General features: G+C 63.0%; 21 protein-coding genes. 8 read left to right on the top strand and 13 right to left on the bottom strand.

Going from position 1 to position 25,869, the window contains the following annotated elements; genetic code table 11:
• Positions 1 to 22 precede the first annotated feature (22 nt).
• The gene (locus ACZYHG_RS21955) at positions 23 to 1,012 is read right to left on the bottom strand and encodes an AraC family transcriptional regulator (protein ID WP_464610357.1); all 990 of its coding nucleotides are present in this window, start codon (positions 1,010 to 1,012) and stop codon (positions 23 to 25) included.
• A gap of 162 nt (positions 1,013 to 1,174) precedes the next feature.
• Here ACZYHG_RS21955 and ACZYHG_RS21950 point away from each other — a divergent pair, with 162 nt between their 5' ends.
• Positions 1,175 to 3,010 carry a monovalent cation:proton antiporter-2 (CPA2) family protein gene (locus tag ACZYHG_RS21950; protein ID WP_464610356.1) on the top strand — a complete coding sequence of 612 codons (1,836 nt, stop codon included), beginning with the start codon at positions 1,175 to 1,177 and terminating at the stop codon, positions 3,008 to 3,010.
• 14 nt (positions 3,011 to 3,024) lie between these two features.
• Positions 3,025 to 3,570 carry a DUF924 family protein gene (locus tag ACZYHG_RS21945; RefSeq protein ID WP_464610355.1) on the top strand — a complete coding sequence of 182 codons (546 nt, stop codon included), beginning with the start codon at positions 3,025 to 3,027 and terminating at the stop codon, positions 3,568 to 3,570.
• 40 nt (positions 3,571 to 3,610) lie between these two features.
• On the opposite strand, the gene folK is transcribed toward ACZYHG_RS21945, so the two are convergent.
• Genes folK through folP form a run of 3 tightly spaced genes read right to left on the bottom strand, consistent with a single transcriptional unit; the run spans position 3,611 to position 5,333 of the window.
• Positions 3,611 to 4,123 carry a 2-amino-4-hydroxy-6-hydroxymethyldihydropteridine diphosphokinase gene (gene folK / locus ACZYHG_RS21940; RefSeq protein WP_464610354.1) on the bottom strand — a complete coding sequence of 171 codons (513 nt, stop codon included), beginning with the start codon at positions 4,121 to 4,123 and terminating at the stop codon, positions 3,611 to 3,613.
• Complete coding sequence (gene folB, locus ACZYHG_RS21935; RefSeq protein ID WP_027029137.1) at positions 4,107 to 4,466, bottom strand: dihydroneopterin aldolase; 360 nt, start codon at positions 4,464 to 4,466, stop codon at positions 4,107 to 4,109. Before folB ends, folK begins: the two co-directional genes overlap by 17 nt.
• Before the next feature lie 3 nt (positions 4,467 to 4,469).
• On the bottom strand, positions 4,470 to 5,333 hold the full coding sequence (gene folP / locus ACZYHG_RS21930) for a dihydropteroate synthase (protein ID WP_464610353.1): 864 nt from the start codon (positions 5,331 to 5,333) through the stop codon (positions 4,470 to 4,472).
• A 115-nt stretch (positions 5,334 to 5,448) separates the two neighbouring features.
• Between folP and ACZYHG_RS21925 the strand changes: the two genes are divergently transcribed.
• Positions 5,449 to 6,072, top strand: a complete 624-nt coding sequence (locus ACZYHG_RS21925) for a DUF922 domain-containing Zn-dependent protease (RefSeq protein ID WP_464610352.1) — start codon at positions 5,449 to 5,451, stop codon at positions 6,070 to 6,072.
• A 229-nt stretch (positions 6,073 to 6,301) separates the two neighbouring features.
• The gene (locus ACZYHG_RS21920) at positions 6,302 to 7,783 is read left to right on the top strand and encodes an MDR family MFS transporter (RefSeq protein ID WP_464610351.1); all 1,482 of its coding nucleotides are present in this window, start codon (positions 6,302 to 6,304) and stop codon (positions 7,781 to 7,783) included.
• 61 nt (positions 7,784 to 7,844) lie between these two features.
• Here the strand turns inward: ACZYHG_RS21920 and ACZYHG_RS21915 are convergent, their stop codons facing one another.
• From ACZYHG_RS21915 to ACZYHG_RS21905, 3 genes are all read right to left on the bottom strand, one after another.
• A complete protein-coding gene (locus tag ACZYHG_RS21915) occupies positions 7,845 to 8,876 on the bottom strand; it encodes an NAD(P)/FAD-dependent oxidoreductase (protein ID WP_464610350.1) in 1,032 nt (343 codons plus the stop codon).
• Between the two features lie 258 nt (positions 8,877 to 9,134).
• On the bottom strand, positions 9,135 to 9,455 hold the full coding sequence (locus ACZYHG_RS21910) for a 2Fe-2S iron-sulfur cluster-binding protein (protein ID WP_027044661.1): 321 nt from the start codon (positions 9,453 to 9,455) through the stop codon (positions 9,135 to 9,137).
• A gap of 99 nt (positions 9,456 to 9,554) precedes the next feature.
• Positions 9,555 to 9,923 carry an Hpt domain-containing protein gene (locus tag ACZYHG_RS21905; protein ID WP_464610349.1) on the bottom strand — a complete coding sequence of 123 codons (369 nt, stop codon included), beginning with the start codon at positions 9,921 to 9,923 and terminating at the stop codon, positions 9,555 to 9,557.
• Positions 9,924 to 10,195: 272 nt separating this feature from the next.
• On the opposite strand from ACZYHG_RS21905, the gene ACZYHG_RS21900 reads away from it, so the two are divergent.
• Entirely contained in the window at positions 10,196 to 16,792 is a 6,597-nt protein-coding gene (locus ACZYHG_RS21900; RefSeq protein WP_464610348.1) for a coiled-coil domain-containing protein, read from the top strand.
• Between the two features lie 188 nt (positions 16,793 to 16,980).
• On the top strand, positions 16,981 to 17,595 hold the full coding sequence (locus ACZYHG_RS21895; protein ID WP_464610347.1) for a 3'-5' exonuclease: 615 nt from the start codon (positions 16,981 to 16,983) through the stop codon (positions 17,593 to 17,595).
• A 37-nt stretch (positions 17,596 to 17,632) separates the two neighbouring features.
• Here ACZYHG_RS21895 and ACZYHG_RS21890 read toward each other — a convergent pair whose 3' ends face one another.
• Genes ACZYHG_RS21890 through ACZYHG_RS21875 form a run of 4 tightly spaced genes read right to left on the bottom strand, consistent with a single transcriptional unit; the run spans position 17,633 to position 21,719 of the window.
• The gene (locus ACZYHG_RS21890) at positions 17,633 to 18,283 is read right to left on the bottom strand and encodes an ABC-type transport auxiliary lipoprotein family protein (protein WP_464610346.1); all 651 of its coding nucleotides are present in this window, start codon (positions 18,281 to 18,283) and stop codon (positions 17,633 to 17,635) included.
• Between the two features lie 37 nt (positions 18,284 to 18,320).
• Positions 18,321 to 19,694, bottom strand: coding sequence for an MlaD family protein (locus ACZYHG_RS21885; protein WP_464610345.1), 1,374 nt, complete (start codon positions 19,692 to 19,694; stop codon positions 18,321 to 18,323).
• Positions 19,695 to 19,708: 14 nt separating this feature from the next.
• Positions 19,709 to 20,530 (bottom strand): ABC transporter ATP-binding protein, encoded by an 822-nt coding sequence (locus ACZYHG_RS21880; protein WP_464610344.1) that lies wholly within the window; start codon positions 20,528 to 20,530, stop codon positions 19,709 to 19,711.
• Between the two features lies 1 nt (position 20,531).
• Positions 20,532 to 21,719 carry an ABC transporter permease gene (locus tag ACZYHG_RS21875; protein ID WP_464610343.1) on the bottom strand — a complete coding sequence of 396 codons (1,188 nt, stop codon included), beginning with the start codon at positions 21,717 to 21,719 and terminating at the stop codon, positions 20,532 to 20,534.
• Positions 21,720 to 21,796: 77 nt separating this feature from the next.
• Between ACZYHG_RS21875 and dgcA the strand changes: the two genes are divergently transcribed.
• Positions 21,797 to 22,780: an N-acetyl-D-Glu racemase DgcA gene (dgcA, locus tag ACZYHG_RS21870; protein WP_464610342.1), complete on the top strand. Its 984-nt coding sequence runs from the start codon at positions 21,797 to 21,799 to the stop codon at positions 22,778 to 22,780.
• Here the strand turns inward: dgcA and ACZYHG_RS21865 are convergent.
• The gene (locus tag ACZYHG_RS21865) at positions 22,751 to 23,965 is read right to left on the bottom strand and encodes an MFS transporter (protein WP_464610341.1); all 1,215 of its coding nucleotides are present in this window, start codon (positions 23,963 to 23,965) and stop codon (positions 22,751 to 22,753) included. The two genes, dgcA and ACZYHG_RS21865, sit on opposite strands and share 30 nt — an antisense overlap.
• Before the next feature lie 125 nt (positions 23,966 to 24,090).
• Complete coding sequence (locus ACZYHG_RS21860) at positions 24,091 to 24,906, bottom strand: UDP-2,3-diacylglucosamine diphosphatase (RefSeq protein ID WP_464610340.1); 816 nt, start codon at positions 24,904 to 24,906, stop codon at positions 24,091 to 24,093.
• 119 nt (positions 24,907 to 25,025) lie between these two features.
• Between ACZYHG_RS21860 and ACZYHG_RS21855 the strand changes: the two genes are divergently transcribed.
• A complete protein-coding gene (locus tag ACZYHG_RS21855; protein ID WP_464610339.1) occupies positions 25,026 to 25,805 on the top strand; it encodes an SDR family oxidoreductase in 780 nt (259 codons plus the stop codon).
• Positions 25,806 to 25,869 lie beyond the last annotated feature (64 nt).

The following is a 25,869-nucleotide window of genomic DNA, read 5'->3' as shown; positions in this document are numbered from 1 at the left end:
GTCCCGTCGGATCATATGTACCTTAAAATCCGAAATTCATGTCTATTCGTCCGGGAATTGTGCGACGCACAACGCCCGGCGAGACATTCGTGATGCGCTTGAACGCGCGAGCGAAGGATGCCTCGGAATCATAGCCCAGGCGGGTAGCAACCTCGGCCACCGACAAGCCGTTTTGCCCCAGCAACTCGCGGGCTAGCTGCATGCGCAGACGGGCGAGATAGCGTGCAGCACCCTCTCCCAATACAGCGCTGAAGCGCTCGGCGAAAATCGAGCGCGATTGGCCTGCCAGCCCGGCGAGGCTTTCGAGCGTCCAGTTATGGCCGGGGTCTCGGTGCATGGCTGCCAGAGCGCGGCCAATATGGGGGTCGCGGATGGCAGCGAGCCAACCGGTGGTCGAGGCTCCATTGCAATTGACCCAGCAGCGGATGAGCCGGGCAGTCAGCAGGTCCGCCATACGCGACAGAATCGTGGCGCTGCCCATCTGCGGTTGCGCGGCCTCCGCCGTCATGGCCGCCAGCAGAGGGCCGACAATCGGGTCATTGCCGGCCACATCGCACCCCTTGATGATAGGCGGCATCAACGTGATCAATGGGTTAAGCGCACAAGAGCCCAGGGCCATGGAGCCACAGAAAAGAGTGCTCGTCGCCCCCGTTCCTTCCCGCACCACCTCGCAGAAATTGCCGCCCAATTTGATCACCTGGCAATCCCCGAGCGAGTTGCCTGCAACGTCCGGGGCACTCGCCAGCCGATGGGCGATGCCTTGCGGCAACAGCACCAGATCGCCATCGCGCAATTCCTGCCATCCCTGCGCTTCGGTATGGATCCAGCATGGACCCTGACCAACAAAGTGAAACCGAAGCAGCGATTGTTGCGGAAATTCTATGCTCCAGGGATGTCGGAGCTCGCAGCGGCCATAATTGACGCCACTCAAGCGAAAGTCCTGTAGAACTTCGCTGAGCGCGTCCATCGGGATATGTGGCCGCGGAGACGGCCGGGACGAATGGTCAGTCATTCCATAGATATAGATACCAATCGTCCGGCGAGCAAGCGGAGACCGTTGTTCAAACAGCGGAAACGCTTCAACGGCACCCTACCCGTCCTGGCAGGCTCCCCGCCCTTGCCTCCCGCTCCAACTGCATGCAAGGAGTTGCTGTCGGACACAGGGACAAGAGGCATGGCAGCGGAAGCATCGGGCAGCGATCTCATTCAGGTGGTGGCGCTGCTTGCCGCGGGGGTCATCGCCGTTCCCATCTTCAAACGCATGGGTCTCGGTTCGATCCTGGGCTATCTGGCCGCCGGCGTGGTGATCGGCCCGTTCGGTATCGGCGTCTTTTCCGAATCGGGAGCCATCCTGCATGTCGCCGAACTCGGCGTCGTCATGTTCCTGTTCATCATCGGGCTGGAAATGCAGCCGTCGCGGCTTTGGGGCCTGCGTCGGGAGATTTTTGGCCTCGGCGCGCTGCAAGTAGGCGTCTGCGCGGTTCTGCTGACCGGTGTCGGCATGGCCGGAGGCTTTCCGATTGCGCAATCCTTCGTTGCCGGCGCCGGTTTCGTGCTGACCTCGACGGCGATCGTCATGCAGCTCCTCGAGGAACGCGGCGAGATCGCCTCGCCGAAAGGCCAGCGCATCGTCTCCATCCTGTTGCTTGAAGACCTGGCCATCGTGCCGCTGCTGGCCCTCAACGCGTTCCTGGCGCCGGGCGGTGCCGACACCAGCCTGTCGGAACGGTTGACCGAGGTCGGCATCGGCCTTGCCGCGATCGTCGGACTGGTGCTGGCCGGACGCTACCTGCTCAACCCCTTCTTCCGCATCCTGGCGGATGCGCGTGCCCGCGAGGTTATGACGGCCGCCGCACTCCTGGTCGTGCTCGGATCGGCACTCGTCATGCAGCTCAGCGGCCTGTCGATGGCGATGGGCGCCTTCCTGGCCGGCGTGCTTCTGTCCGAATCGACCTTCCGCCATCAGCTTGAGGCAGACATCGAGCCATTCCGCGGCATCCTGCTCGGCCTGTTCTTCCTTGCGGTCGGCATGTCGCTCGACCTGCATGTGGTGGCCGCGAACTGGAAGCTGATTGCGATCTATGTCGTCGCCTACATGGTGATGAAGGCGTTTGGCATTTACATCGTCGCCCGCATCCTCAAAACAGGCCATCGCGAAGCGCTGGAACGCGCGGTCTTCATGGCGCAAGGCGGCGAGTTCGCCTTCGTCCTCTATTCGGCGGCCGCGGCGGTCGGCATCATCGACGGCAACGCCAACGCAACGCTGACGGCAATCGTCATCATCTCCATGGTGCTGACGCCGCTGGCGATCATCGCCTTGCGGTATATCACGCCGCGCGACGAGCAGTCGCTCGACGGGGTCGACGTCGCCGATGGCCTGACCGGCAGTGTGCTGGTCATCGGCTTCGGCCGCTTCGGCCAGATCGCCAGCCAGCCGCTGCTGCTGCGCGGCATCGACGTCTCGATCATCGACAATGATGTCGAGATGATCCAGGCGGCGGCCGATTTCGGCTTCAAGGTCTATTATGGCGACGGCACGCGGCTCGACATCCTGCGCGCCGCCGGCGCTGGCCAGGCGCGCGCCGTGCTGATCTGCGTCGACAAGGCCGATGCCGCCGTTCGCATCGCCGAGCTCGTCAAGGCCGAGTTTCCCTTGCTTACCGTGCTGGCCCGCGCTTTCGACCGTGGCACGGCGCTGCAGCTCATTCGTGCCGGCGTCGACTTCCAGCTGCGCGAGACCTTCGAATCGGCGCTGGTTTTCGGCGGCTCGGCGCTGGAATCGCTTGGTGTTGATCCCGAAGACGTGGCTGAAACGATCGAAGACGTCAGGCGCCGCGACACCGACCGTTTCGAAACCCAGCTCGCCGAAGGCATTCGTGCCGGACAACGCTTCTTGCGGGGCAATATCGGCACGCCAATCCCGACACCGCTCTCCACGCCGCGCCGCCCCGGTCGAGCCCTCAACGAGGAGACGGCCGGCGTTCTGCACAAATCCGAAACGACCGACTGAACAGGGAACCAGGCATGGAATTGGACAGCAGGGCCCTGTCGGTCACCAAATTCTGGCGTGACGCCGGCGAGGACGCATGGTTCGAGAAGAGCGATGCCTTCGATACCGATTTCCGTCAACGCTTTCTCGACCTGCACTATGCCGCCGCGCGGCGCGAATGCGACGACTGGTCGGAGCACGCCGAAGGATCGCTGGCGCTGATGATTCTCCTCGACCAGTTTCCGCGCAATTGCTTTCGCGGCACCGGCCACATGTACGCCACCGACTCCCTGGCAAAGCATTTCGCTCAAAAGGCGGTCACATCAGGGCATGATCTGGCGCTGGAACCGGAGCTCCGCGTCTTCCTCTATCTGCCGTTTGAACATGCGGAAGCCCTTTCCGACCAGGACATTTCGGTCGAACTGCACACCGCCAAGGCCGAATTCAACCTGAAATATGCGCTGGAGCATCGCGACATCATCCAGCGCTTCGGCAGGTTTCCGCACCGCAACAAGATGCTGGGCCGCGAGACGACACCGCAGGAACAGGCATTTCTCGACGGCGGCGGGTTCTCCGGCTGACCGCTACGACGCCCGGCAGCCACCCAGTCTAACGGAGAGCTCAGGTCAGCCACCAATCGCGGCCGGACGCCAGACGCTCGATCCCTGATGCATTGACTGCCGCCAATCGATCCGACACACTTCGTCCGCCGACGGCAAGATCCGGCGCGATCTCGGCCAGCGGCGCCAGCACGAAGGCGCGTTCCAGCATGCGCGGATGCGGCACTTCCAGCCCGGTCTCGTGGATGACGCGGTCGCCGAACACCAGAATGTCGATATCGATCAGGCGCGGCCCCCAACGCTCCTCGCGCACACGCTTCAGCTTGCGCTCCGCGTCGAGGCAGAGATCAAGCAGCGCCCGCGGCGGGAGCCGCGTCGACAGCTCGGCAGCGGCGTTGAGAAAATCCGGCTGGTCGAGCTTGCCCCAGGGCGGCGTGCGGTAGAGCGAGGAGACGGCAGCGACGCGCGTGTCCGCATCGGCATCGAGAATGCGCAGCGCAGCCGCCATCGAGGCCGCCGGATCGCCCAGATTGCCGCCAAGACTAAGGTAGACGGTGTTATTCTGGCCAGACAACGGTCACCTCGACATAATCGAGCACACCAGGCACCGGAGCGTTCGGCTTGCGCACGGTGATCTCGGCCTTGCGTATCTGCGGAAAGCGTGCCGTCAGCGCCTTTGCCACCTCCATCGCCAACGCCTCGATCAGGAAGCGGCGCTGCCCGGTGATGATCTTTTCGATCACCGTGAACGCAATACCGTAGTTTACGGTTTCCCCGATGGCGTCATCGACGAGCGCGCGACCGGGTTCCACGGTGAGTTCCGCGTCGACATAGAAGCGCTGGCCAAGCGCCTCCTCTTCGTCGAGCACACCGTGCCGGGCAAAGAAGGCGCAGTTCTTCATGCGGATGACATACATGGCTCAGCGTTCCGATCTGTGGTCCGACCTGGCGGTTTCCCGCGCCAGCATAGCATCCGCCACGGCCAGCGCGTCCACGTTGATTGCGACATCATGGACGCGAAACAGATGCGCGCCCTTGAGCCTGAGAATGACGCTGGTTGCCGCCGTCCCGGCAGCGCGACCGGCCGCATCGCGGCCGGTGACGGTGCCGAGGAAGCGTTTTCGCGAGGTGCCGGCCATCAATGGAAAACCGAGCGCATGAAGTTCGGAAAAGCGCGCCATCAGGTCGAGATTTTCCTGCGCCGTCTCCTTGGCAAAGCCGAATCCGGGATCAAGCACGATGCGGTCGTCCGCAACGCCATTGTGACGGGCGATCTCTAGCGATTTCTCCAGGAAAACAAACTGGTCGGCAATCACGTCGGGCAGTTTCTCGCGATCCCGCCCGGTATGCATGATGATCAGCCCTGCACCGGTTTCGGCGGCGATATGCGCAATATCGGGCTCGCGCTGCAGGCCCCAGACATCGTTGACGATATGGGCGCCGGCCGCTACCGCAAGCCGCGCGGTTTCGGCGCGATAGGTGTCGACGGAAATCAGCACCTCGCCGGCCTTCGCCAACGCCTCGATCACTGGCAGGATACGGTCCTGTTCCTCACTAGCCGATACAGCGGCGGCACCGGGCCGGGTCGACTCGCCACCAATATCGATGATCCGGGCTCCTTCCCCGACCATGCGACGCGCCTGGGCCAGCGCCGCTTCGGGAGCATCAAACAGGCCGCCGTCGGAAAAACTGTCGGGGGTGACGTTGAGGATGCCGACGATCACGGCCTTGCCGCCAAGGTCGAGATGGCGTCCATGCGCCAGCTGCCATCGCCTCGCCGTCATTGTTCATCAACCATGGGGCTCATCAACCAAGGGCTCATCAACGATGTGTGATCCGCAAAGGATCAATTCCGTTGCGCCGGCAACGGCCGTAAAGCAAGGTGGTCGAAGAGGCAATATGATGAAACGATCCCTGCTCTGCGCGCTGCTGCTTGCCGTAACCGCCGTCCCGGCGGGCGCTGCCAATCTGGTGAAAACATACAGCTATTTTTCCATTGGCGGCAGCACGCTCGAGGATATCGAGGCGCAACTTTCCAAACACGGGCCGCAGGTCAAAAGCACAGGCTCCCGCCACCCCGGCGCCACCCAGATGGCCTTCACCACCCGCATCAGCTACGCAAGGCAGGCTAGCTCCTGCCGGATCGCCGACGCCGCCGTAACGGTCAAGGTCAAGGTGATCCTTCCGGAATGGCGCCGTCCACGCAAGGCGGACCCCGATGTGAAGCTGTTCTGGGACACGCTGGCGGCCGACATCAAGCGCCACGAAGAACGCCATGTCGAGATCGCCAAGAACCACGCCCGCGAGCTGGAAGACGCGCTGAAGGCGGCCTATCCGCAGAAGGATTGCGATACGGCCAAGGCCAAGGCGGCCGAGATCACCGCCGCCGTCCTCGCCAGGCACGACCGTGCCCAGGTGCAGTTCGACCGCGTCGAAAGCGTCAATTTCGAAAGCCGTATCCTGCGGCTCATGCGCTATCGCATCGAGCGGATCCAGAACGGTCAGCTGCCCCCACCGGCCTGAATTTCGGCGACGCACTCAATGGCGCCGACGCAAGCCAAGCGGGCCGAAGCGTAGTGCCAGCTTCGAAAAATTTTCGAGCAGGGGTCGAAATCGGCTTATACGGAACGAGATATCACGGGGTTGGCAGGGCACAACCTTCGAAGCACGAGCACCACGATCGATCGCGCCGCGGATGCACCAGGCAAGCCCAATCGGTGAACGCGTAGCGCGCAAACACACGGACAAGACTATGGACCAGGCTGTCGATAAGCAGACCATCGCGGCTGCCGCAACGCCACTGACCGAACGCGAGAAGAACGCCATTATCGGCGGCGTGCTGTTGTCGATGCTGCTGGCCGCGCTCGATCAGACCATCGTCGCGCCCGCCATGCCGACCATCGGGCGCTCGCTTGGCCATGCCGAATACCTGCCATGGATCGTTACGGGCTACCTTTTGACCGCAACCGCCGTGGCGCCGCTTTACGGCAAGATTTCCGATGTTTATGGCCGCCGGCCGACCGTCTATGCGGCCATCCTTATCTTTCTCCTGGGATCGCTGGTTAGCGCGCTGGCCCCCAACATGTTCGTCCTTGTCCTGGGGCGCGCGATCCAGGGTGCCGGTGGCGGTGGCCTTTTCGCGCTGACGCAGACCGTGGTCGGAGACCTTGTACCGCCGCGCGAGCGCGCGCGCTACGCGGCGTGGTTCTCTGGTACGTGGGCGGTCGCCAGCGTCGCCGGGCCGCTGCTGGGCGGAACCTTCGCCCAACATCTGCACTGGTCGCTGATCTTCTGGATCAACATCCCGCTGGGCTTCGTTGCGATGGCAATCATCAACAAGCCACTCAAGAAACTGCCGATCGCCGCCAAGAACCACAGCATCGATGGTCTTGGCGCGTTGCTTCTCATCGTGGCCACGGCCCTGCTGCTGCTGGCGCTGAACTGGGGCGGCAGCGCCTATCCCTGGATCTCGCCGGAAGTCATTGGCGTCCTGGCCTGCTCCGCTGTTTTCTGGAGCGCCTTCGCCTTACGCCTTATGCGAGCCGCCGAACCGCTGATCTCGCTCGAGGTGCTGGGCAATCCGATCGTGCTCGCCGGCACCCTGTCAATGTTCCTTTTCCAGGCCTCCAGCGTCGGCGTTGCAGTCTACCTGCCTGTCTATCTGCAGTCGATACTTGGCCTGACGGCCAGCCAGTCGGGCATTGCAATGCTTGGCCTTCTGCTTGGAACCGTTGGCGGGGCCGCTTCCAGCGGCCGCCTGATACCCCGCTTCACCCACTACAAGCGCATCGCGATGACCGGCGTCGTCTTCGCCTCGCTGTGCATGGGCCTGCTGGCCTTTGTCGCCGGCCATGCATCGCTGATTGTCGTCGAAGTCCTGACAATCTGTATCGGACTGGGAACCGGAACGACATTCCCGGTAACCACCGTCTCCGTGCAGAACGCTGTCGATCGCATACACCTTGGCGTAGCAACGGGCGTGCTGACCTTCCTGCGTTCATTGGGCAGTGCGTTGGGTGTCGCGATACTCGGCGCCGTCGCTCTGGGCTACGGGTTGCCGCTGGCCGGCGAAGGCGTGCAGATGGCTGGACATGTCGCATCGGTCCAACCCTTCGTGATGATCTTTCTCGTCGCCGCCGCCACTATGGTGCTGGGGCTCATAACCCTGACGCTGATGCCCGAGAAAGAGCTTCGCGGCCATGTCGACAACCCGGCGCCGATCCTGGCGGAGTGAGAGCAATCCCAGGAAAAGCGTGAAGCGGTTTTCCCTTTGGGAATTGCGTCGCCAAAAAGCGCTAGCCGGAAACGCCGAGCTTCTTCTGCAGGCTGGTCGACGAGGTCGTGTACTGGAACACGATGCGTTCGCCAGGGCTGATGACGCGCTTGGCGGCCTGCGCCATCAGCGCCACCTCGTGGAAACCCGACAGGATCAGCTTCAGCTTGCCCGGGTACCAATTGATGTCGCCGACCGCGAAAATGCCGGGCACCGACGTCTGGAACTTCTCGGTGTCGACCGGAATCAGGTTCTCATGAAGATTGAGCCCCCATTCGGCAATCGGCCCGAGCTTCATGGTCAGGCCGAAAAACGGCAGCATGCGCGTGCATGGCACCTCGATATCGCCATCCGGGCCACCCTTGATGGTGGCCGATGACAGCTGGCCATCGGCGCCGGTGAGCCCGGTCACCTGGCCGACCCTGAATTCCAGCTGCTTCATCTCCTGCATGGCGTACATCTTGTTGACGCTGTCGGGAGCGGCGCGGAATTCAGGGCGCCGATGGACCAGCGTCACGCTCTTTGCCACCGGCTGGAGGTTCAGCGTCCAGTCGAGCGCCGAGTTGCCGCCGCCGACAATAACGAGATCATGGTTGCGAAAATCCTCCATCCGGCGCACCGAATAGAAGACGCTCTTGCCCTCATAGGGCTCAATGCCCGGGATCGGCGGACGCTTCGGCTGGAACGAGCCGCCACCGGCGGCGATGACCACCACCTTGGCCTCGAACACCTCGTTCTCGTCGGTGACGACGCGAAAGCTGCCGTCCTCCAGCTTTTCGAGGCTGGAGACCATGCGATTGTAGGTAAAGTCAGGCTTGAACGGCGCGATCTGCTCGAGCAATTTGTCGACCAGCCCCTGCGCCGAGATCGAAGGCCAGCCGGGAATGTCGTAGATTGGCTTCTCCGGATAGAGTTCCGCGCATTGGCCGCCGGGCTTGTCGAGGATGTCGATCAGGTGGCACTTCATGTCGAACAGGCCGAGTTCGAACACGGCAAACAGGCCGACCGGCCCTGCCCCGACAATGAGGACGTCTGTGCTGATGGTCCCGGTCATGCGCTGTGCCTCGCTGCTGGATTGGCGTGAGACTGCATGACCACTGGCCCGCTGCCAAGCAGCCAGTGTCAAAGAAATTGGTACGTGGGCCGAAGGCGTGTTGAGATTCAGGTCAGGCCGAGCGAAAATGGCTGATCCCGAGAACCGGAGCGGAGCGTACTGTTCGTACGTGAGCTCTGTTCTACTGCGACGCAGTAGAATGCGGAAGCGCAGGTATCAGCCGTTTGCAGGCCGGCATCACCTGAATATCGACGCGCCTTAGCCCTGGCGCTCCGGCACCCGCACCACCAGCCCGTCGAGCGCGTCGCGCACCTTGATCTGGCAGGACAGCCGCGAATTCGGCTGGACGTCGTAGGCGAAGTCCAGCATGTCCTCCTCCATCGCTTCCGGCTCGCCGACTTCCGCCGTCCATGCCTCATCGACATAGACGTGGCAGGTTGCGCAGGCGCAGGCGCCACCGCACTCCGCCTCGATCCCCGGCACGGCGTTGCGGATGGCGTTTTCCATCACCGTCGAGCCGTTTTCGGCATCCATGTCGAAATGTGTGCCGTCATGGGCGATGAAGGTCAGCTTGGTCATTTGTCACCTGAAGGGAGTTTCCGCCGAGATAATCACTCCGGCCGACAAGTCAACAGCCGCGCGAAAGCGCTGCTCCATGACGTTTTTCCGCAAACCGGCCTAGCGATTGATGGCGGCGATGAAATCGCGCACCTCGTCGATCAGCTTGCCAAGCCGCCTGAGCGTCTGGCTGTCCTCCGGCCGCAGCTCGATCTCGGTGGCGCAATCGGCGATGGCGAAGGCGCCGACACCACGAGCCGACCCCTTCAGCCCGTGCGCCAGCAGCAGTCGGCCCTTGATGTCGGCATCGACTATTTTGTCGCGCACCGACAGTGCCTGCTGTACAAACAGCGCCAGCACCTCTTGCTCAAGGGCTCGGTCACCCATCGTCTGTCGGGCAAGGTGTGCCAAATCGACTGGTCGGGGCTGCCTCGTTCCCGATACGTCGCCCCCGGGCATTGAAAAGGCAATGCCGCTTTCGCCACGCATGAACTCGAACTCCATTTTCTTCGATCGCCTGAAAAACTAGGCGAATCCAGTGGACAACGGGTTAATGAATGGCCTGGAAAAATGTTGCGAAAGCGGCGCCCAAATCACGCTTCCGTTAACCTTATATTTAAAGTTTTACGTATCTCGCGGAATGCATGTTTTCTTTACCCCCCTGTGTCATTACGATACGAGGGTCCATTTTCAGCCTCCTGCGCGGGGGTACGACAAAGACAATTATAAGCCCGCGGCAGCTAGTACAGGGTAGCGAAGGCATGGCAAAGAAACCAACGACGACGACGAGAACTCTCGACAGCGACGTGGCCAGGGAACTGGAAAAAGCGCTCGATCTCGATCTCAGCAGCGATGTCAACAACGGCGACCTCGACATCGCGGCTTCGATGGAAGATCTGGAAGCGCAGATATCGCAGGCCGCCGACGAGCTGGCACGCGAGGGACGCAGCCAGAAGCCAGCGCCCGCCGCCAATCAGCCCCCCATCACCAATCAGGCCGCGAAGCCCGCACCAAAGGCCAAGCCCGCCGAGCTGCGTCCTGTTGAAACACGCAATGCCGCCCAGCCAGCAGGTTTCGCGCCGGCCAACGACGATCGCCAGAAGGACTACAAGACGCTCCTGCACAGCCTCAACAGGCGTGCCTCGAACACCGTCTACTGGATTATTGCCTTTGTCTCGCTCGCCTGGATCGCAGGCGCCGGCGGGCTGGCCAACCTGCTGTTTGGACCGACCATCTGGCGGATCCGCACGCTTGACCAGCTCCTTGCCCGTCCCGAGCTGATTGGCCTCGCGATCGCGGCGATCGTACCGGTCATCCTGTTCTGGGCCTTCGCGGCCATGATTCGCCGCGCCCAGGACATGCGCATTGCCGCGCAGTCGATGACCGAGGTGGCTTTCCGTCTGACCGAACCGGAAAACATGGCGCAGGATCGCGTTATGATGATCGGCCAGGCCGTTCGCCGCGAGGTGGCGGCCATGGGCGAAGGCATCGAACGCACGCTTGCCCGCGCCGTGGAACTGGAAACGCTGGTCCACAGCGAAGTCAACCAGATCGAGCGCTCCTATTCGGAAAACGAAACCCGTATCCGTTCGCTCGTCGACGGGCTCGGCAGCGAGCGCGAGGCGGTCGTCACCCATGCCGAGCGGGTCCGCGCCTCGATTTCGGGGGCGCATGAGACGCTTCGGGATGAAATCGGCGCCGCCAGCGACATCATCCGCGACTCGATCCTCAACGCATCGACCAAGCTGTCGATGACGATCACCAATTCCGGCGACACGTTGATCGACCGCATCAATGAAAGCTCGATGTCGATCTTCGATTCGGTGGAAGGGCGCCTCGACAACATCACCGACCGGCTGTCGACCTCTGGCGAGGCCTTCGCCAGCCTGCTCGACACGCGCATTGCCAAACTGACGGATACGACGGACGGCCTGACCCGGTCGCTGACCGATCTGCTCGACGATCGCACCACCGGCATGGTGTCGCTGCTTGGCGGCGCCGCGCGCACCCTCAATTCGGAGTTCGAAGCCAGCCTCAACGGCATCGAGCGCACGCTGGCCGAACGCGGCCAGGCGCTGATCAGCGAATTCCAGACCCGCGCCGAGGCGCTGGACACCGGCACACAGAAGCTCAACGCCGCCCTTGAGGCCCGCGCCCGCCAGATCAACGAGACGCTGGTCGAGCGCGCCCGCGAGATCGCCCACACTTTCGCCGAGAGCAAGGATACGCTTTCCGCGATGATCGATCAGGGCAAGACCCAGATCGGCGCCGACATGGCCGACATCGTCACCTCGACTTCGAGCATGCTCGAAGCCCGCGCCAGCGACTTCGCCGGCCGCATGGAAGCGGCGCGTCATGTCGTCTCGCGTTCCTTCGACAGCGATATCCAGCGGCTTGCCGACGCTCGCGTCGGCATCGAGGAAGCCGTCGAAAACCACAGCCGCAAGCTATCCGAAAGCCGCGAACGGATGGCCGCCGCCATGCAGGCGGACCTGGCGAAATTCGCCGAGGGCCGCGCCGGCATCGATGCCGCGGTGACCAACCAGGTGCAGAAGCTGGCCGAAGGCCGCACCCTGATCGCGCGTGCCCTCGAAGAGGATCTGCGCAAGGTCAACGAATCGCGCGCTGCCATCGATGCGTCGCTCGGCAGCCACCTCGAAAGGCTGGAAGAAGGCCGCAACCGGCTCTCGCTGGCTCTCAATGAAGACTCCGGGAAACTCGTGCAAGCCCGTACGATTATTGATGAAATGGTCGCCGGACATGTGGGAAAATTGGCCGAAGGCCGCAACATCCTGTCGCGCGCCCTCGAAGCAGACCTCGGCAAACTGTCCGACAGCCGCGCCAGCATCGATGGTCTTGTCGCCGGTCAGGTCGAGAAGATCGCCGAGGGCCGTGCGGTGCTCGCCAAGGCGCTGGAAAACGACATCGTCGGCATCAAGAGCCTGATCGAGACCCATTCGGCAAAGATTGCGGAAGACCGCACCCAGCTCGGCCGTTCGCTCGAAAATGACCTCTCGGGCATCAGGGGCCTGCTCGACGATCATTCGGGAAGGCTTGTCAACGACCGCAGCCTGCTGTCGCAGACACTCGAAGCCGACCTTGCCAAGCTGGCCGAAAGCCGATCGAGCATTGACGGCCTCGTCGCCGGCCAGGTCGAGAAGCTGGCCGAGGGCCGCGACATTCTCAAGCGCGCTCTGGAATCCGACCTCAACACAATCAAGACTGTCATATCCAGCCAGTCGGAAAGGCTGGCGGAGGATCGCGGGCAGCTTTCGCGGGTCCTGGAGGCTGACCTGCAGAATGTTAACAGCGTCATCGCCGACCACATGAACAGGCTGGTTCAGGATCGTTCCACCTTGTCGAAGGCTCTCGAGGACGACCTCGCCAAGCTGGCCGACAGCCGCTCCAGCATCGACGGACTGGTCGCCGGTCAGGTCGAGAAGCTGTCGGAAGGCCGTGACATCCTGCGGCGTGCCCTCGAATCCGACCTGAATACGATCAAAGGCACCATTGCCGACCAGTCGCAGAAACTGGTTGACGACCGCGCGCAGTTCGCCCGGGCGCTCGAAGCTGATCTTGAAAGCGTCAACAGCCTCGTCAACAGCCACTCCGAACGGATTGTTCAAGACCGTTCGACCTTGTCGAAAGCATTGGACGCTGACCTCGAAAACGTCAGCGGGCTGGTGAACAACCACGCCGAAAGGCTCGTCCAGGATCGTTCGGCGCTTTCCAAGGCGTTGGAAGACGACCTCGCCAAACTGGCGGAGAGCCGCTCGGGTATCGACGGGCTGGTTTCTGGCCAGGTCGAGAAGCTGGCCGAAGGCCGCGATATCCTCAAGCGCGCGCTGGAGGCCGATCTTAACACGATCAGGGGCACGGTTGCGGACCAGTCACAGAAGCTGCTCGATGACCGGGCACAGTTCGCACGGGCCCTGGAGGCCGATCTCGAAAATGTCAGTGGCTTGGTGAACAGCCACGCCGAAAGGCTCGTTCAGGATCGTTCGACCCTGTCAAAGGCGCTCGAGGATGATATGGCCAAGCTGGCCGAAAGCCGTTCGAGCATCGATGGGTTGGTTGCTGGCCAGGTGGAAAAGCTGGCCGAAGGCCGCGACGTTCTCAAGCGCGCGCTGGAAGCGGACCTCGCCAAGCTGGCCGAAAGCCGTTCCAGCATCGATGGTCTGGTCGCCGGCCAGGTCGAGAAACTGGCCGAAGGCCGCGACATTCTCAAGCGCGCGCTGGAAGCGGACCTGCAGAAGCTGACCGAAAGCCGCGGCGATATCGACGGTATTATCGCCGGCCATGTCGGCAAGCTGGCCGAAGGCCGCAATATGCTCACCCGCGCGCTGGAAGACGATCTCGTCAAGCTCGCCGATACCCGCAAGGACGTCGACCGCTCGCTGTCCGGCCACATCGACCAGATCGCAGCCAGGAGCACCGACATTTCCGCCGCGATCGCCGCCGATGTGGAGAAGATCGAGCAGGCGTTCAGCCGGCAGACCGGCATCATCGAGGAACGCTCCGGAACCATGGAACGCGCGCTCTCGACTGGCGTCGACAATGTTCGCAGCGTGCTCGAGAAGAGCGCGGTCTTCGTCGCTGGCGCCTTGCGCGAAAAGGTCCTGGAAGTCACCAGCACGCTGCATGAGCAGGCCGGTGCGGCCTTCAGTGACGCCGACCGCAAGATCGCCGAGCGCGCCGAACAGACGTCCGCCGCCCTTTTGGCGCGGGCCGAAGACATCGCCCGCACCTTCGAGGAGGCCGATCGTCGCCTCCACGCCCGTGCGGAAGATACCTCGAACGCCTTGCTTGCCCGCGCGGACGACACCTCCAGCACGCTGCTGGCCCGTGCCCACGAAACTGCAGATCAGCTGGCCGCACGCGCCGGCGAGATCGCCGGCACCTTCGATCTGGCGGACCAGAAGCTTGCCGCCCGCGCCCAGGCAACCACCGACCAGTTGGCCGCCCGGGCTCAGGATACCGCCGATCATCTGGCCACCCGTGCCAACGAGATTGCCGGGGCCTTTGATGCGGCCGACCAGAAACTGGTTGCCCGTGCTGTGGAAACCGCACAGTCGCTGGCCGCCCGCGCCGGTGACATCCTGCGCAACTTCGAAAGCGCCGACCAGCGGCTCGGCATGCGCATCGGCGAATCCGCCGAGGCGCTGGCCGCCCGTGCATCCGATCTCGGCCGCATCTTCGATGCCGCCGACCAGCAATTGGTCTCGCGCATCGCCGAAGGCTCGGACGCGCTATCCAGCCGTGCGTCGGAAATCGGCCGCATCTTCGACGACGCCGACCAGCGCCTGGTCGCGCGCATCGCCGACAGCTCTTCGACGATCGGCGAGCATGCACAGACCATCGTCGGTGCTTTCGCCAGCACCGAGCAGAGGGTTGCCGACCGTGCGCGCCAGACCGGCCAGGAGATGGCAGTGCATGCCCGCGAGATCGAGCAGGCACTTGCCGGCGCCGACGAGCGTCTTGCATCGAGCGCGGCGGCCGCGGCCGCCCGTGTCGAGGAGCAAATCGCCAGCGTCGAGAACCGGCTCGCCTACACGACCGAGGCGATGGGCCAGAGGCTCAACGAGCAGGTTTCGACCGCCGAGGCGCAACTGGTTTCGCGCGCCAACGTGATCGCCGAGACCTTCACCGCGGTTGGCCAGCATATCGGCCAGAGCACCAACGATGCCGCCAAGACGATCGGCGCCAACACTCGCGAACTCAACACCATGCTCGCGGCGCGGTCGGCCGAAATGGCGAAGATCCTCAACGAAACCGCACGGCCTCTGGTCGAGCGCTTCGCCCAGGGCGGCTCGGAACTGCAAAAAAGCATGGAAGAAGTCACCGAACGCGCCACCGAGAAGCTGCGCAGCGAGAATGCAGCCCTCGTCAACGCACTCGCCAGCCGCACCGCCGAGACCTTGTCGGCGGTCGAAGGCGCCCGCTCGTCGCTGTCCGACAGCGTTGCCGATCTCATCGGCCGCATGACCAAGTCGAGCTCGCAGCTCGGTCAGCTGATCGAGCAGGCTGCGGTCAATCTCGGCCAGGTCGACGAACGCCTCAGCGGCAGCACGCAAAGCTTCGCCGCCACCACGGAGAAGGCCGCGCAGACCTTCGCCAGCTCGGCGCGCCTGGTCGATTCGAACACGACAAGGCTGACGGAACTGTCATCGTCGACCCTGCGCGAGGTCGCTTCGATCGCCACCAAGTTCGACGAACACAGCCGCCTTCTGTCCAGTGCCTCCGACCTGCTGAGCTCGGCCCAGAGCAATCTGGAACATACGCTGGAGAGGCAGTCGTCGCTCGAAGACCTCGCCGTCGGCCTGGTCAAGAAGTCGGAAGATCTCGAAAGGGTCATGCGCTCGTTCGAAAACCTCGTCGGCCAGACGCTGCAGAACGCCGAAGGCAAGACGATGGAGTCGGCCGACAAGATCCGCATTGCCATCACCGACGTCGTCGATTCGGCAACCAAGCGCTTCGCCGATGCGACCGAGGAGATGCGGCGCACCGCAGGCTCGATCAAGAGCGAACTCGACCTCACCCGCGCCGAGCTCAAGAAAGGCGTCATCGAGATGCCGGAAGAGGCAAAGGAATCGACCTCCGCCATCCGCCGTGCCGTTTCCGAACAGATCAACGCCCTGAAGGAGCTTTCGGACATCGTCGCGAAGTCCGGTCGCGGCGGCGACACCTCGGAGCCGCGCAACCTGCGTCCGGCCCCGCAAGCGCCGGCTGCACGTCCCGCCGAGCCGCCGCGTCGCGCGCCGCCAGCACCGCAGCCGGAGCTTCGCACGCCTCAGGCGCCGCTAGGTGGTGCAGGGCTGCGCGGCACGCTCGACCTCGAGCGTCCGGCCGAGGCAGCACCGCGCCCGCGTCCAGACGCCAACACCCGCACGCCGCAGGGCGGCTGGGTGCGAGACCTCCTGAGCGCGGCATCGACCGATGCGGATCTGAGGCCCGCAGCACCTTCGGCGCCCGCGGAAGCACCGCGCGCGGCCCCTGCCCAGCGCTCGCCGGCGCATGTCGTGGAATCGCTGAACTCGCTCTCCGTCGACATCGCACGGGCCATCGACCATGATGCTTCGATCGAGTTGTGGAACCGCTATCGGCGCGGCGAGCGGGACGTGTTCACACGCCGGCTCTACACGCTGAAGGGCCAGCAGACATTCGACGAAATCCGCCGCAAGTATCAGGGAGAGGCCGAGTTCCGCGCCGCCGTCGACCGTTACTGCGACGACTTCGAAAAGCTGCTCAAGGACGTCTCGCGCAACGACCGCGACAACATCATGGCACAGACCTACCTGACCTCGGACACCGGCAAGGTCTACACCATGCTGGCCCACGCCAGCGGCCGTCTGCACTAAGCCAGGAATTGTACAGGCGGGGCCGACGCCCCGCCTGGTGCCTGCCTCCAGACTTTCGGCCCGTGCTGAGCCGCCCTCAGCGGTTTGTGTGATCCGGATGCGTTCGAAACTATCCCGAAGCCAAAGTCCAACAGCACGAAGGCTACGGCGAAACCGCTGCCCTGAGCCCGATACCAAGGGTGCTGACCGTGAAGACGGCGATCATATTCGACTGCGAATTTCTCTGCCTTGAGGGCTCGCAACGCAGGTTCTGGTGCGCGGCCCACGATCCTGACCCCGTCATCGCGCAGATCGGCGCGGTCAGGCTTGGGCTCGAAGGCGACTTTCCGCTGCTCGGTACACACAAGGCCTACGTCAGGCCGATCGACCGGTTTGGTGAGCGATACGCGCTCGACCCGTTCTTCACGAAACTGACCGGCATCACCGAGGAAAACATCGAGGCCGAGGGGGTCGCGCTGGGAGAAGCCCTTGCCGAGGTCGATCGGTTTTCCGGCGGTGCGCGGTTCTGGTCCTGGGGCAAGGACGAGCTGAACATGATCGCCATCAGCTGTTATATCGCAGGCATTCAGCCTTCCATCCCGGCCACCCGGTTTGACAACGCGGTAAAACTGCTGATCGCTGCCGGGATGCCGATCGAGGATTTGGCGAGGACGCCGAGCAACAAGCTCGCGGACTATTATGGCGTCGACCACCCGCCCTTGCAGGGGCACGACGCGCTCGACGACGCGTTGTCCGTGACCTACACCCTTCAGCACCTGATGAAGACTGGAAAGTTGCGGCCGGACGTCTTCGACCGCTTGTAGCTTGAAAGAGTTTGGCCGGATTGCAGCGCGCTGAAGTTCAGATCACCGAATCCGTCCAGCGAACGATCTGCTTGGCGGCATCCCCAAACGCGCTGTCGAGCGCGCGGACATAGGCAGGATTTCCACTGCCCGAAACGGTTGCGGAGGCGCTAAAGCTCTTGGAAGCGCGCACCTCACCGTTACGGTCGTTCAGGATGCGCACGAACAGATCGACCTCGGCGTGTTCGCCACCCTCGACGCGCACCTCGAAGGACCGGATCTCGACGATCACCTGGTAATCGATCGCCAAGCCTTCGCCCGGCTTGCCGACGCCGGCAAAGCTGCCGGAGCGCTGGAATGTCTCGGCCAGCCGTGCCTGCACGATCAACGGCAAACGGTCGGCCCATTGCGCGCCCTTGAGATACTGGATCGAGCGATCGGAGGGCTTGATCACTATGTTCTGGCTGTCCAGCGCCTTGAGCGCCGAAGGCTGGGCGATCAGGATTTGCTTGCGGCTGTGGCCATGCGCATCAACCGAAGGCGCAGACAGTTCGAACGTGTCGAGCGGCGCAGGCTTGCCGCCCAGTGCCGCGCAGCCGGCAAGCGATAGCGCAAGCAGCGCCGCTGCCGGTGTCAATCCAACCGTTCTTACCCACACCGACTTCACGCGCGATCCCCGTTGTCCCCGGATCGTAAGATCAACCCGCATCCGCAACTCATGTTCTTGGGGCGCGCCGACGCCGAAGTCAACGCCGCGCCCTGCCGTCAAACTGCCGAACCTCACCGTCCCCACCCGAAAGAATGCGCTGCGGATTGCGGCTGAGATCCGTGACCGCCTCCTCGATGCGGCTGATCGAGCGGCGGCTGTCCTGCACCAGCGCCTCGACATTCGACAGGCCCTGGCCCGAGAAGCGTGCCAGATTGTCGGTGATGACTCCAAGCCGCGCATTCAGCGTATCGGCAACCTGCTTGAACGATTTCAGCGTATCCCTGGCGTCGGCCATCACGCCATCGGCCTGACCCGATCCAAGCAAGGTATCGACCTTGGCGAGGATGCCGTCGACGCGCACCGAGGCATCGTTGAGCCGCTGCGTCAGTTGCCTGGCATCCTTGATCGTCTGGTCGATATCGTCGGCGCGGTTGGCGAACTTGTCGGTCACGACAGCGATATCGGCAGCGGCCTTGTTGGCGTTTTCGCTGGCCTTCTGGATATTGGCCAGAGCGACACGCACCTGCGCCGGATCGACACCGTCGAGCACGCCGTTGACCTTGGCCAGCGTGCCTTGCGTCTGCTTGGCGAAATCATTGACGGATCCGACCGCCGTATCGACGTTCTTGATCACGCCGTCGAGCTGCTGCGACGTTTCCTTGAGGTTCGCGGTCACCGTGTCGACATTGGCAACAATGCTCTTGATCTTGTCCTTGTCGACAGCATTGAGAATCCCTTCGGCGGCCTTCAGCGTGCCGTCCAGCTTGCCGGAAACGCCTTTCAGCTCATCGGACAGCGCACTGACGGCGGACAGGAACTTGTCGATGCCGTCGGCATTCTTGGCCAGCGCATCGGAGAATGTCTGCGCGTTCTGAACGGTCTGCGTCAGCGGCCCGCGAACATCCTTTGTGAAACCTTCGAGCTCCGAAAGCACCTTGTCGGCGCGCGTGAAGATGTTCTGCGCCGTCTGCAGCAGGTTGGTCACCGCAGATGGGTTGGCTATGATCTCCGCGACCTTGCCTTCCTTCTCAGCCTGGTCAAGCAGCTTGACCTCCTTGGGGTCGGCGCCCTTGAGTTCGATATTCGCCTGGCCGGTGAGGTTGGCAAGGCCGAGATCGGCCTGCGTCGACTTGGTGATCGGTGTCAGCCGGTCGACTTGAGCGTCGGCGATAGCGACCGTCGGATTGTCGAGATCGAGATAGACGCGCTTGACCACACCGACCTTGACGCCGTTGAACAGCACCAGACTGCCGGGGCCGAGGCCGGAAGCCGAACCCGGAATGCGTACGCGCAGCACCGCGGTCTCGCCCCTGTCACCGATCGCGGCCGTCCAGTAGACGAAGGCGAACGCCGCCAGGATCGCAACCAGCGTGAAAATGCCGACAATGACGTAGTTGGCTCTGGTTTCCATTACTTCACTTATGGCTATGCACGTGCGGCAAGATCAAGTTGCCGGGCGCGTTTTCCGCGGAAATAGGATTTTACCCACGGTTCTTCGCTCTTCATCATGTCGTCGATGGTGCCTTCGACCAGCACCTTCTTGTTGCCTAGCACGGCCACCCGGTCGCAAGCGGTGAAAAGCGTGTCGAGATCGTGCGTCACCATATAGACTGTCAGGTCCATCGTATCGCGCAGCTTGACCACCAGCTCGTCGAACTCCGCCGCACTGATCGGATCGAGACCCGAGGTCGGCTCATCCAGGAAGACGATGTCCGGGTCGAGCGCGAGCGCACGGGCCAGGGCCGCGCGTTTGATCATGCCGCCCGACAGTTCGGAGGGGAACTTCTGCGCCGCATCAGGCGGCAGGCCGACCAGTTCGATCTTGAGCAGCGCCAGCTCGTCCATCAGCTTCTTCGGCAGGTCGAGATATTCGCGCATCGGCACCTGGACGTTCTCCTGCACGGTCAGGGCCGAAAACAGCGCGCCATGCTGGAACAGCACGCCAAGCCGCATGTCGACGCGAACGCGTTCCATGTCGCTCGCTTTATCGACATCGACGCCGAACAACTTGATCGTGCCGGATTGCTTGCGCAGCAGGCCAAGAATGGTGCGCAAGAGCACCGATTTGCCGGCGCCCGAAGCGCCGACAAAGCCCAGGATCTCACCGCGCCTGATGTCGAGCGACAGCTTGTCGAGGATCAGCTTGTCGTCCAGGGACACCGTGATGTCGTGGGCGGAAAGCACGATGTCGCCCTCGTCGGCATTGTTGACCGGTGTGCTCGCCCGCTTCCTGTCCCGCAGCTTCATCTCAGAACTCGATCGCTGCGTAGAAGATGGCGAAAAGCCCATCCAGGATGATGACGATGAAGATCGACTTCACCACCGAGGCTGTCACATGCTGCCCGAGCGATTTGGCGCTGCCGCCGACCTTCATACCTTCGACCGAGGCGATCGTGCCGATGATCATGGCCATGAAAGGCGCCTTGATCAGCCCGGCAAAAATGGTGCTGAGGTCGATGGCGACGCGCAACCGGTCCAGAAATGCCGTTGGTGTGATGCCGGAATAAAGCCAGGCTGCAGCCATGCCGCCGCCAAGTGCGGCGAAATTGGCGATGATGGTCAGGCAAGGCAAGGCGATGACAAGCGCCACCAGCCGCGGAAACACCAGAACGCCGATCGGGTTGAGGCCGATAACCTTCAGTGCGTCGACCTCCTCACGCATCTTCATCGAGCCGATCTCGGCGGTGATCGCACTGCCGGAGCGGCCGGCGATCATGATCGCGGTCATCAGCACGCCAAGCTCGCGCAGGATCAGCACGCCGACGAGGTCAACGACAAGGAGGTCCGCGCCGAAATAGCTGAGCTGATAGGCGCCTTGCTGGGCAACGATGGCGCCGACGATGGCCGACATCAGCACCACCACCGGGATGGCGCCGACGCCCATGCGATCGATCTGGTTGAAGATCGCCGCCGGGTTGACGCCGTGGCCCCGGCCGAGCTTCATCTGCGCGCCGCGGATGGTGGCGCCAAGGATGTTCATGGAAGCAAGGAAGTCGTCGCGCATCTCATAGACGCGTCGCCCGACCAGCTCCAGCGCCCGCATGACGATGTTGGGCGGCCGCGCCGGCGCGGATTCGGGTTCGCGCCGGACAGCTTCCGCGACCGCGTCGAGCAGGATGGAAGCGATCTCGCTTTGGCCTTGCATCCGGACCTCGACGTTCTTCTTCTCGAAGACGCTGACCAGCCGGTCGATCAGCCACGCACCGGCCGTGTCGATCTTCTCGATATGGGAAAGATCGAGGGCCAAAGTCTTGAAACCGCTTCGTTTCTCGATCTTGCGCATTTCGGCGTCGATCAGCGCCACGGTCCGCGTCGTCCAAATTCCGGAGAAAGCGCAGCCGAGAACGCCACCTTCCTCGCCGACCGCCACGCGCGGTTGGTGGTCAGCCTCCGAGGCGGTCGTGCCGCTTGCGTCGCGCTTGCCGATGGTCAACATGGCGTCCTGTTTAGCCTGATGGGTCCGACCTTGTCGATTTGCCGACAACCCTTCTCGCATAGCGGGAGCAGAAAAATATGGCGCGTGTCATTTCGGTTGAGGCCGAGCGTTTTCCGATCGCCGGCACCTTCACCATTTCACGCGGTTCCAAGACCGAGGCCGAAGTCATCACCTGCACGATCAGCCAGGATGGTCATAACGGGCGCGGCGAATGCGTTCCCTATAAGCGCTACGGCGAGACCATGGACGGCGTGCATGCCGCGATAGAGGCCATGCGAGACCGGATCGCCGGTGGCATCGACCGGATCGCCCTGCTCGACGCAATGCCGGCGGGAGCCGCCCGCAACGCCGTTGACTGCGCTCTGTGGGATCTTGAAGCCAAGATCAGCGGCAATCCGGCGGCGCACGCAATCTGGCCGGCCCCGCTACTTCAGCTGGAAACCGCCTACACACTGTCGCTGGGCGAACCCGAAGCGATGGCGGCACAGGCCCGCGCCAACGCCAGCCGGCCGTTGCTGAAGGTCAAGATCGGCGGCGACAACGACATCGCCCGCATCCAGGCTGTCAGACAGGTGGCACCCCGGAGCCGAATCATCCTTGATGCCAATGAAGGCTGGACCGACGACAACATCGTCGCAAACCTCGCTTTTGCCGCGCAGCAAGGCATTGCGCTCGTCGAACAGCCCCTGCCCGCGGGCCACGACGAAATCCTGCGCCACATCGGGCATCCGGTGCCGATCTGTGCCGACGAAAGCGTTCATGAGGCGAAGAACCTGGAAACGCTGGTTGGTCTCTATGACGCCGTCAACATCAAGCTCGACAAGTCGGGCGGGCTGACGGCGGCGCTCGTGCTGCGCGACCGCGCCCGCGAATTGGGTTTTGGCATCATGGTCGGCTGCATGGTCGGCACGTCACTGGCGATGGCGCCGGCGGTCCTGCTTGCCCAGGACGCCGATTTCGTCGACCTTGACGGCCCGCTGCTGCTTGCCCGCGACCGTGTGCCGGGTCTCGTCTACCAGGGTTCGCTCGTCTCACCCCCGGACCGGGCGCTTTGGGGCTGAGCGCGCCGCAAGCCCGATCAGCACCAGTCCAACGATCGCAATCGGGATCATAACCAGGAACCCATCGACGCCGAGACGGTCATAAAGCGGGCCGGAAGCAAGCGTGACGGCGGCCATGAAGAAGCCGTTGAAGAAATAGGCGATGCCTTGCGCGGCACCGGTACGCTCTTCGGAGACGGTTTCAGCGATCATTCTCGGCAGGCCGATCAGCACCATGGCGACAGACACCGAATGCAGCGATTGCACGGCGAAGAAGCCGGCGATGCCTAGGCCGAGCGGCCATATCAGCGGGAAGATGATCCAGCGCACGATCGACCCGATGCCGGCGATAACCATCACCTTGACGACCGACACGGAGGCGAAAATGCGATTGAAAAACAAAAACATGCAGACTTCGGACACCACGCCCCACGCCCATAGGAGGCCGACGACCGAATCACTGATGCCGATCGATTTCCAGTAGATGGAAACGAAGCCGTAGAGGAAGGCGTGGCTGGCGGTAATGATGCCGACGCCAAAGGTGAAATAGAGGAAATAGGCATTGAACAGGCTGGGCGCCGCGTGCTGAATTTCCACGGCCGACAGCGGCGAGGCCTTGCGCGGCCGCCCCATGCGCGGCGCCAGAAGCCCGGCGATGAGTGCCGCGCCAAGGGCAAGAAATATGATCACCGGAACGGCTTGAGGGCCGGTGGCCGCCAGGATGAAGCCGCCCGCGACGTTGGCGCAGAGATAGCAGATCGAACCCCATTTGCGCATGCTGGCGTAATTCGAGCCAAAGCGGCGCACGCCCGAAAGCGCCAGCGAATCGGCAATCGGCGATTGTGGCGTCCAGACAATGGTCAGCGCCAGCGAGACCGCCAACACCATCGCGTAGGTCGGTGTGAGGAAATAACCCGCCGAGAGCAACAGTGAGGCTGCCACCAGCGCGACATAGACATTGGCGCGGTCACTCGCCCGATCGGCGAGCGTCGTCAGCAGCGGCGTCGCCACGACGCGCAGGAACATCGGCGCCGCCAGGATGACAGCTATCTGCTCGGCGTGAAACCCCTTGGCCTGCAGCCAGAGCGGGAAATAGGGCACATGCGTGCCGAGCGATATGAACAGCGTGCCGAAAATCAAACTCATGCGCAGTTCGAAATGGCGCGGCTTGACAAGCTGTTCTGGCGAAAGCGGCGGCAGGGACATGAATCGATCCAATTACGCCGCGCATGACTGGCCGGCGACGGTGATCGATCCCTTAACATGGCGGAAAACCGGACGAAACCGGCTGGACCAATCGATCAACGCTTAAAGTCGTCGCGACGTTCGCGTCAGGCCGCCTGTCCCACGCGATCTTCGAGGAGCATCGGGATGAAAGGCTCATCCAGCGACTCCGGCAACACCTGCGCCCAGGTCAGGATTTCCATCCGGCCATCAAAGTGCTCGACCACGGCGGTGCAGCTTTCCACCCAGTCGCCGGTGTTGATGTAGCGCACGTCATCGAAATTCTCGATCGCGGCATGGTGGATATGGCCGCAGATCACGCCGTCGACATGCGAGCGACGGGCTTCCTCGGTCAGCACCGTCTGGAACGAGCCGATGAAGTTGACCGCCTTCTTGACCTTGACCTTGGCCCAGGACGAGAACGACCAGTAAGGCAGGCCGAGCAATTGGCGCAGCCGCGTCACCACCCGGTTGACAATCATCGCCGCGTCATAGGCATGATCGCCGAGATAAGCGAGCCAGCGCTGATTGTGGACGACAGTGTCGAACTGGTCGCCATGGATGACGAGCAGGCGCTTGCCGTCGGCTGTTTCATGGATGGCGCGGTCGGCAACGACGATGCCACCGAAATGCACGCCCTGGAACTGGCGCGCGAACTCGTCATGGTTGCCGGCGATATAGGTGATGTTGGCGCCCTTGCGTGCCTTGCGCAGCAATTTCTGCACCACGTCATTGTGGCTTTGCGGCCAGTGCCAGCTGCGCCGCAACCGCCAGCCATCGACGATGTCACCGACCAGATAGATGATGTCGGCGTCGTGGTACCGCAGGAAATCGATCAGGAACTCGGCCTTGGCCGCCTTCGAGCCGAGATGGACGTCGGAAATGAACATGCTGCGGAAAGTGCGGGGCTCTTGGCCTGACATCGCGATTTCACCCTTGCTTTCCAGCAGCCTATGCCCCGATTCATGCAACAACCGTATGACGGTTGCGATTGGTCCAGCCTAGGGACTAGCTTGCCGTCCAAATCACAGGAGAAATCGTCATGGATCTCGGTATCCGCGGAAAGAAAGCCATCGTCTGCGCTTCGAGCAAGGGGCTTGGAAAGGGCTGCGCCATGGCGCTCGCCGAAGCCGGTTGCGATGTCGTCGTCAACGGCCGCAATGCCGAACTGGTCGCCAAAACCGCAGCGGAGCTGCGCCAGCGCTACGGTGTGACGGTCACGGAAGTCGTCGGCGACGTTTCAAAGCCGGAGGTGCAGAAGGCGCTGCTCGCCGCCTGTCCTGAACCCGATATCCTGGTCAACAACAATGGCGGCCCGCCGCTGCGCGATTTCCGCGAACTGGATCGCACCAAGATCCTTGAAGGCGTCACCCAGAACATGGTGACGCCGATCGAGCTGGTGCAGGCCGTCCTCGACGGCATGGCCAAGCGCGGCTTCGGCCGCATCGTCAACATCACCTCGCTGTCGGTCTACGTTCCCATCCCTGGCCTCGACCTGTCGTCGGGGGCACGCGCCGGACTGACCTCGTTCCTCGCCGGCGTGGCGCGAACGGTGATCGACCGCAACGTCACCATCAACAGCCTTCTGCCGGGCAAGCTCGACACCGACCGGCTGCGCGGCCCGCATGAGGCCGGCACGTCAGAAGATCCGGCCGCGGCCGCCGCGCGCAAGACCCGCATCAGTGCCGATGTGCCGGCCAAGCGGCTCGGTACGCCGGAGGAATTCGGCCAGATCTGCGCCTTCCTCTGCTCTGTCCATGCCGGCTATCTGACCGGGCAGAACATACCGGTCGACGGCGGTCTCTACGTCAGTGCTTTCTGATCAACTTGTCGATAAAACAGCTGGATCAAACAGCCATCAAGTTCTCTTAAGCATCTGATAAGCT

The organism is Mesorhizobium subarcticum (assembly GCF_055456085.1).
Note: the sequence above shows the minus strand (reverse complement) of the source record. Positions and strands in the feature narration are given on the sequence as shown.

Bases quoted from the DNA above. Each gene is read 5' to 3' on its own strand.
- ACZYHG_RS21955 (WP_464610357.1), bottom strand. From the start codon at position 1,012: ATGACTGACCATTCGTCCCGGCCGTCTCCGCGGCCACATATCCCGATG.
- ACZYHG_RS21950 (WP_464610356.1), top strand. From the start codon at position 1,175: ATGGCAGCGGAAGCATCGGGCAGCGATCTCATTCAGGTGGTGGCGCTG.
- ACZYHG_RS21945 (WP_464610355.1), top strand. From the start codon at position 3,025: ATGGAATTGGACAGCAGGGCCCTGTCGGTCACCAAATTCTGGCGTGAC.
- folB (WP_027029137.1), bottom strand. From the start codon at position 4,466: ATGTATGTCATCCGCATGAAGAACTGCGCCTTCTTTGCCCGGCACGGT.
- folP (WP_464610353.1), bottom strand. From the start codon at position 5,333: ATGACGGCGAGGCGATGGCAGCTGGCGCATGGACGCCATCTCGACCTT.
- ACZYHG_RS21925 (WP_464610352.1), top strand. From the start codon at position 5,449: ATGATGAAACGATCCCTGCTCTGCGCGCTGCTGCTTGCCGTAACCGCC.
- ACZYHG_RS21920 (WP_464610351.1), top strand. From the start codon at position 6,302: ATGGACCAGGCTGTCGATAAGCAGACCATCGCGGCTGCCGCAACGCCA.
- ACZYHG_RS21915 (WP_464610350.1), bottom strand. From the start codon at position 8,876: ATGACCGGGACCATCAGCACAGACGTCCTCATTGTCGGGGCAGGGCCG.
- ACZYHG_RS21910 (WP_027044661.1), bottom strand. From the start codon at position 9,455: ATGACCAAGCTGACCTTCATCGCCCATGACGGCACACATTTCGACATG.
- ACZYHG_RS21905 (WP_464610349.1), bottom strand. From the start codon at position 9,923: ATGCGTGGCGAAAGCGGCATTGCCTTTTCAATGCCCGGGGGCGACGTA.
- ACZYHG_RS21900 (WP_464610348.1), top strand. From the start codon at position 10,196: ATGGCAAAGAAACCAACGACGACGACGAGAACTCTCGACAGCGACGTG.
- ACZYHG_RS21890 (WP_464610346.1), bottom strand. From the start codon at position 18,283: ATGCGGGTTGATCTTACGATCCGGGGACAACGGGGATCGCGCGTGAAG.
- ACZYHG_RS21885 (WP_464610345.1), bottom strand. From the start codon at position 19,694: ATGGAAACCAGAGCCAACTACGTCATTGTCGGCATTTTCACGCTGGTT.
- ACZYHG_RS21880 (WP_464610344.1), bottom strand. From the start codon at position 20,530: ATGAAGCTGCGGGACAGGAAGCGGGCGAGCACACCGGTCAACAATGCC.
- ACZYHG_RS21875 (WP_464610343.1), bottom strand. From the start codon at position 21,719: ATGTTGACCATCGGCAAGCGCGACGCAAGCGGCACGACCGCCTCGGAG.
- dgcA (WP_464610342.1), top strand. From the start codon at position 21,797: ATGGCGCGTGTCATTTCGGTTGAGGCCGAGCGTTTTCCGATCGCCGGC.
- ACZYHG_RS21865 (WP_464610341.1), bottom strand. From the start codon at position 23,965: ATGTCCCTGCCGCCGCTTTCGCCAGAACAGCTTGTCAAGCCGCGCCAT.
- ACZYHG_RS21860 (WP_464610340.1), bottom strand. From the start codon at position 24,906: ATGTCAGGCCAAGAGCCCCGCACTTTCCGCAGCATGTTCATTTCCGAC.
- ACZYHG_RS21855 (WP_464610339.1), top strand. From the start codon at position 25,026: ATGGATCTCGGTATCCGCGGAAAGAAAGCCATCGTCTGCGCTTCGAGC.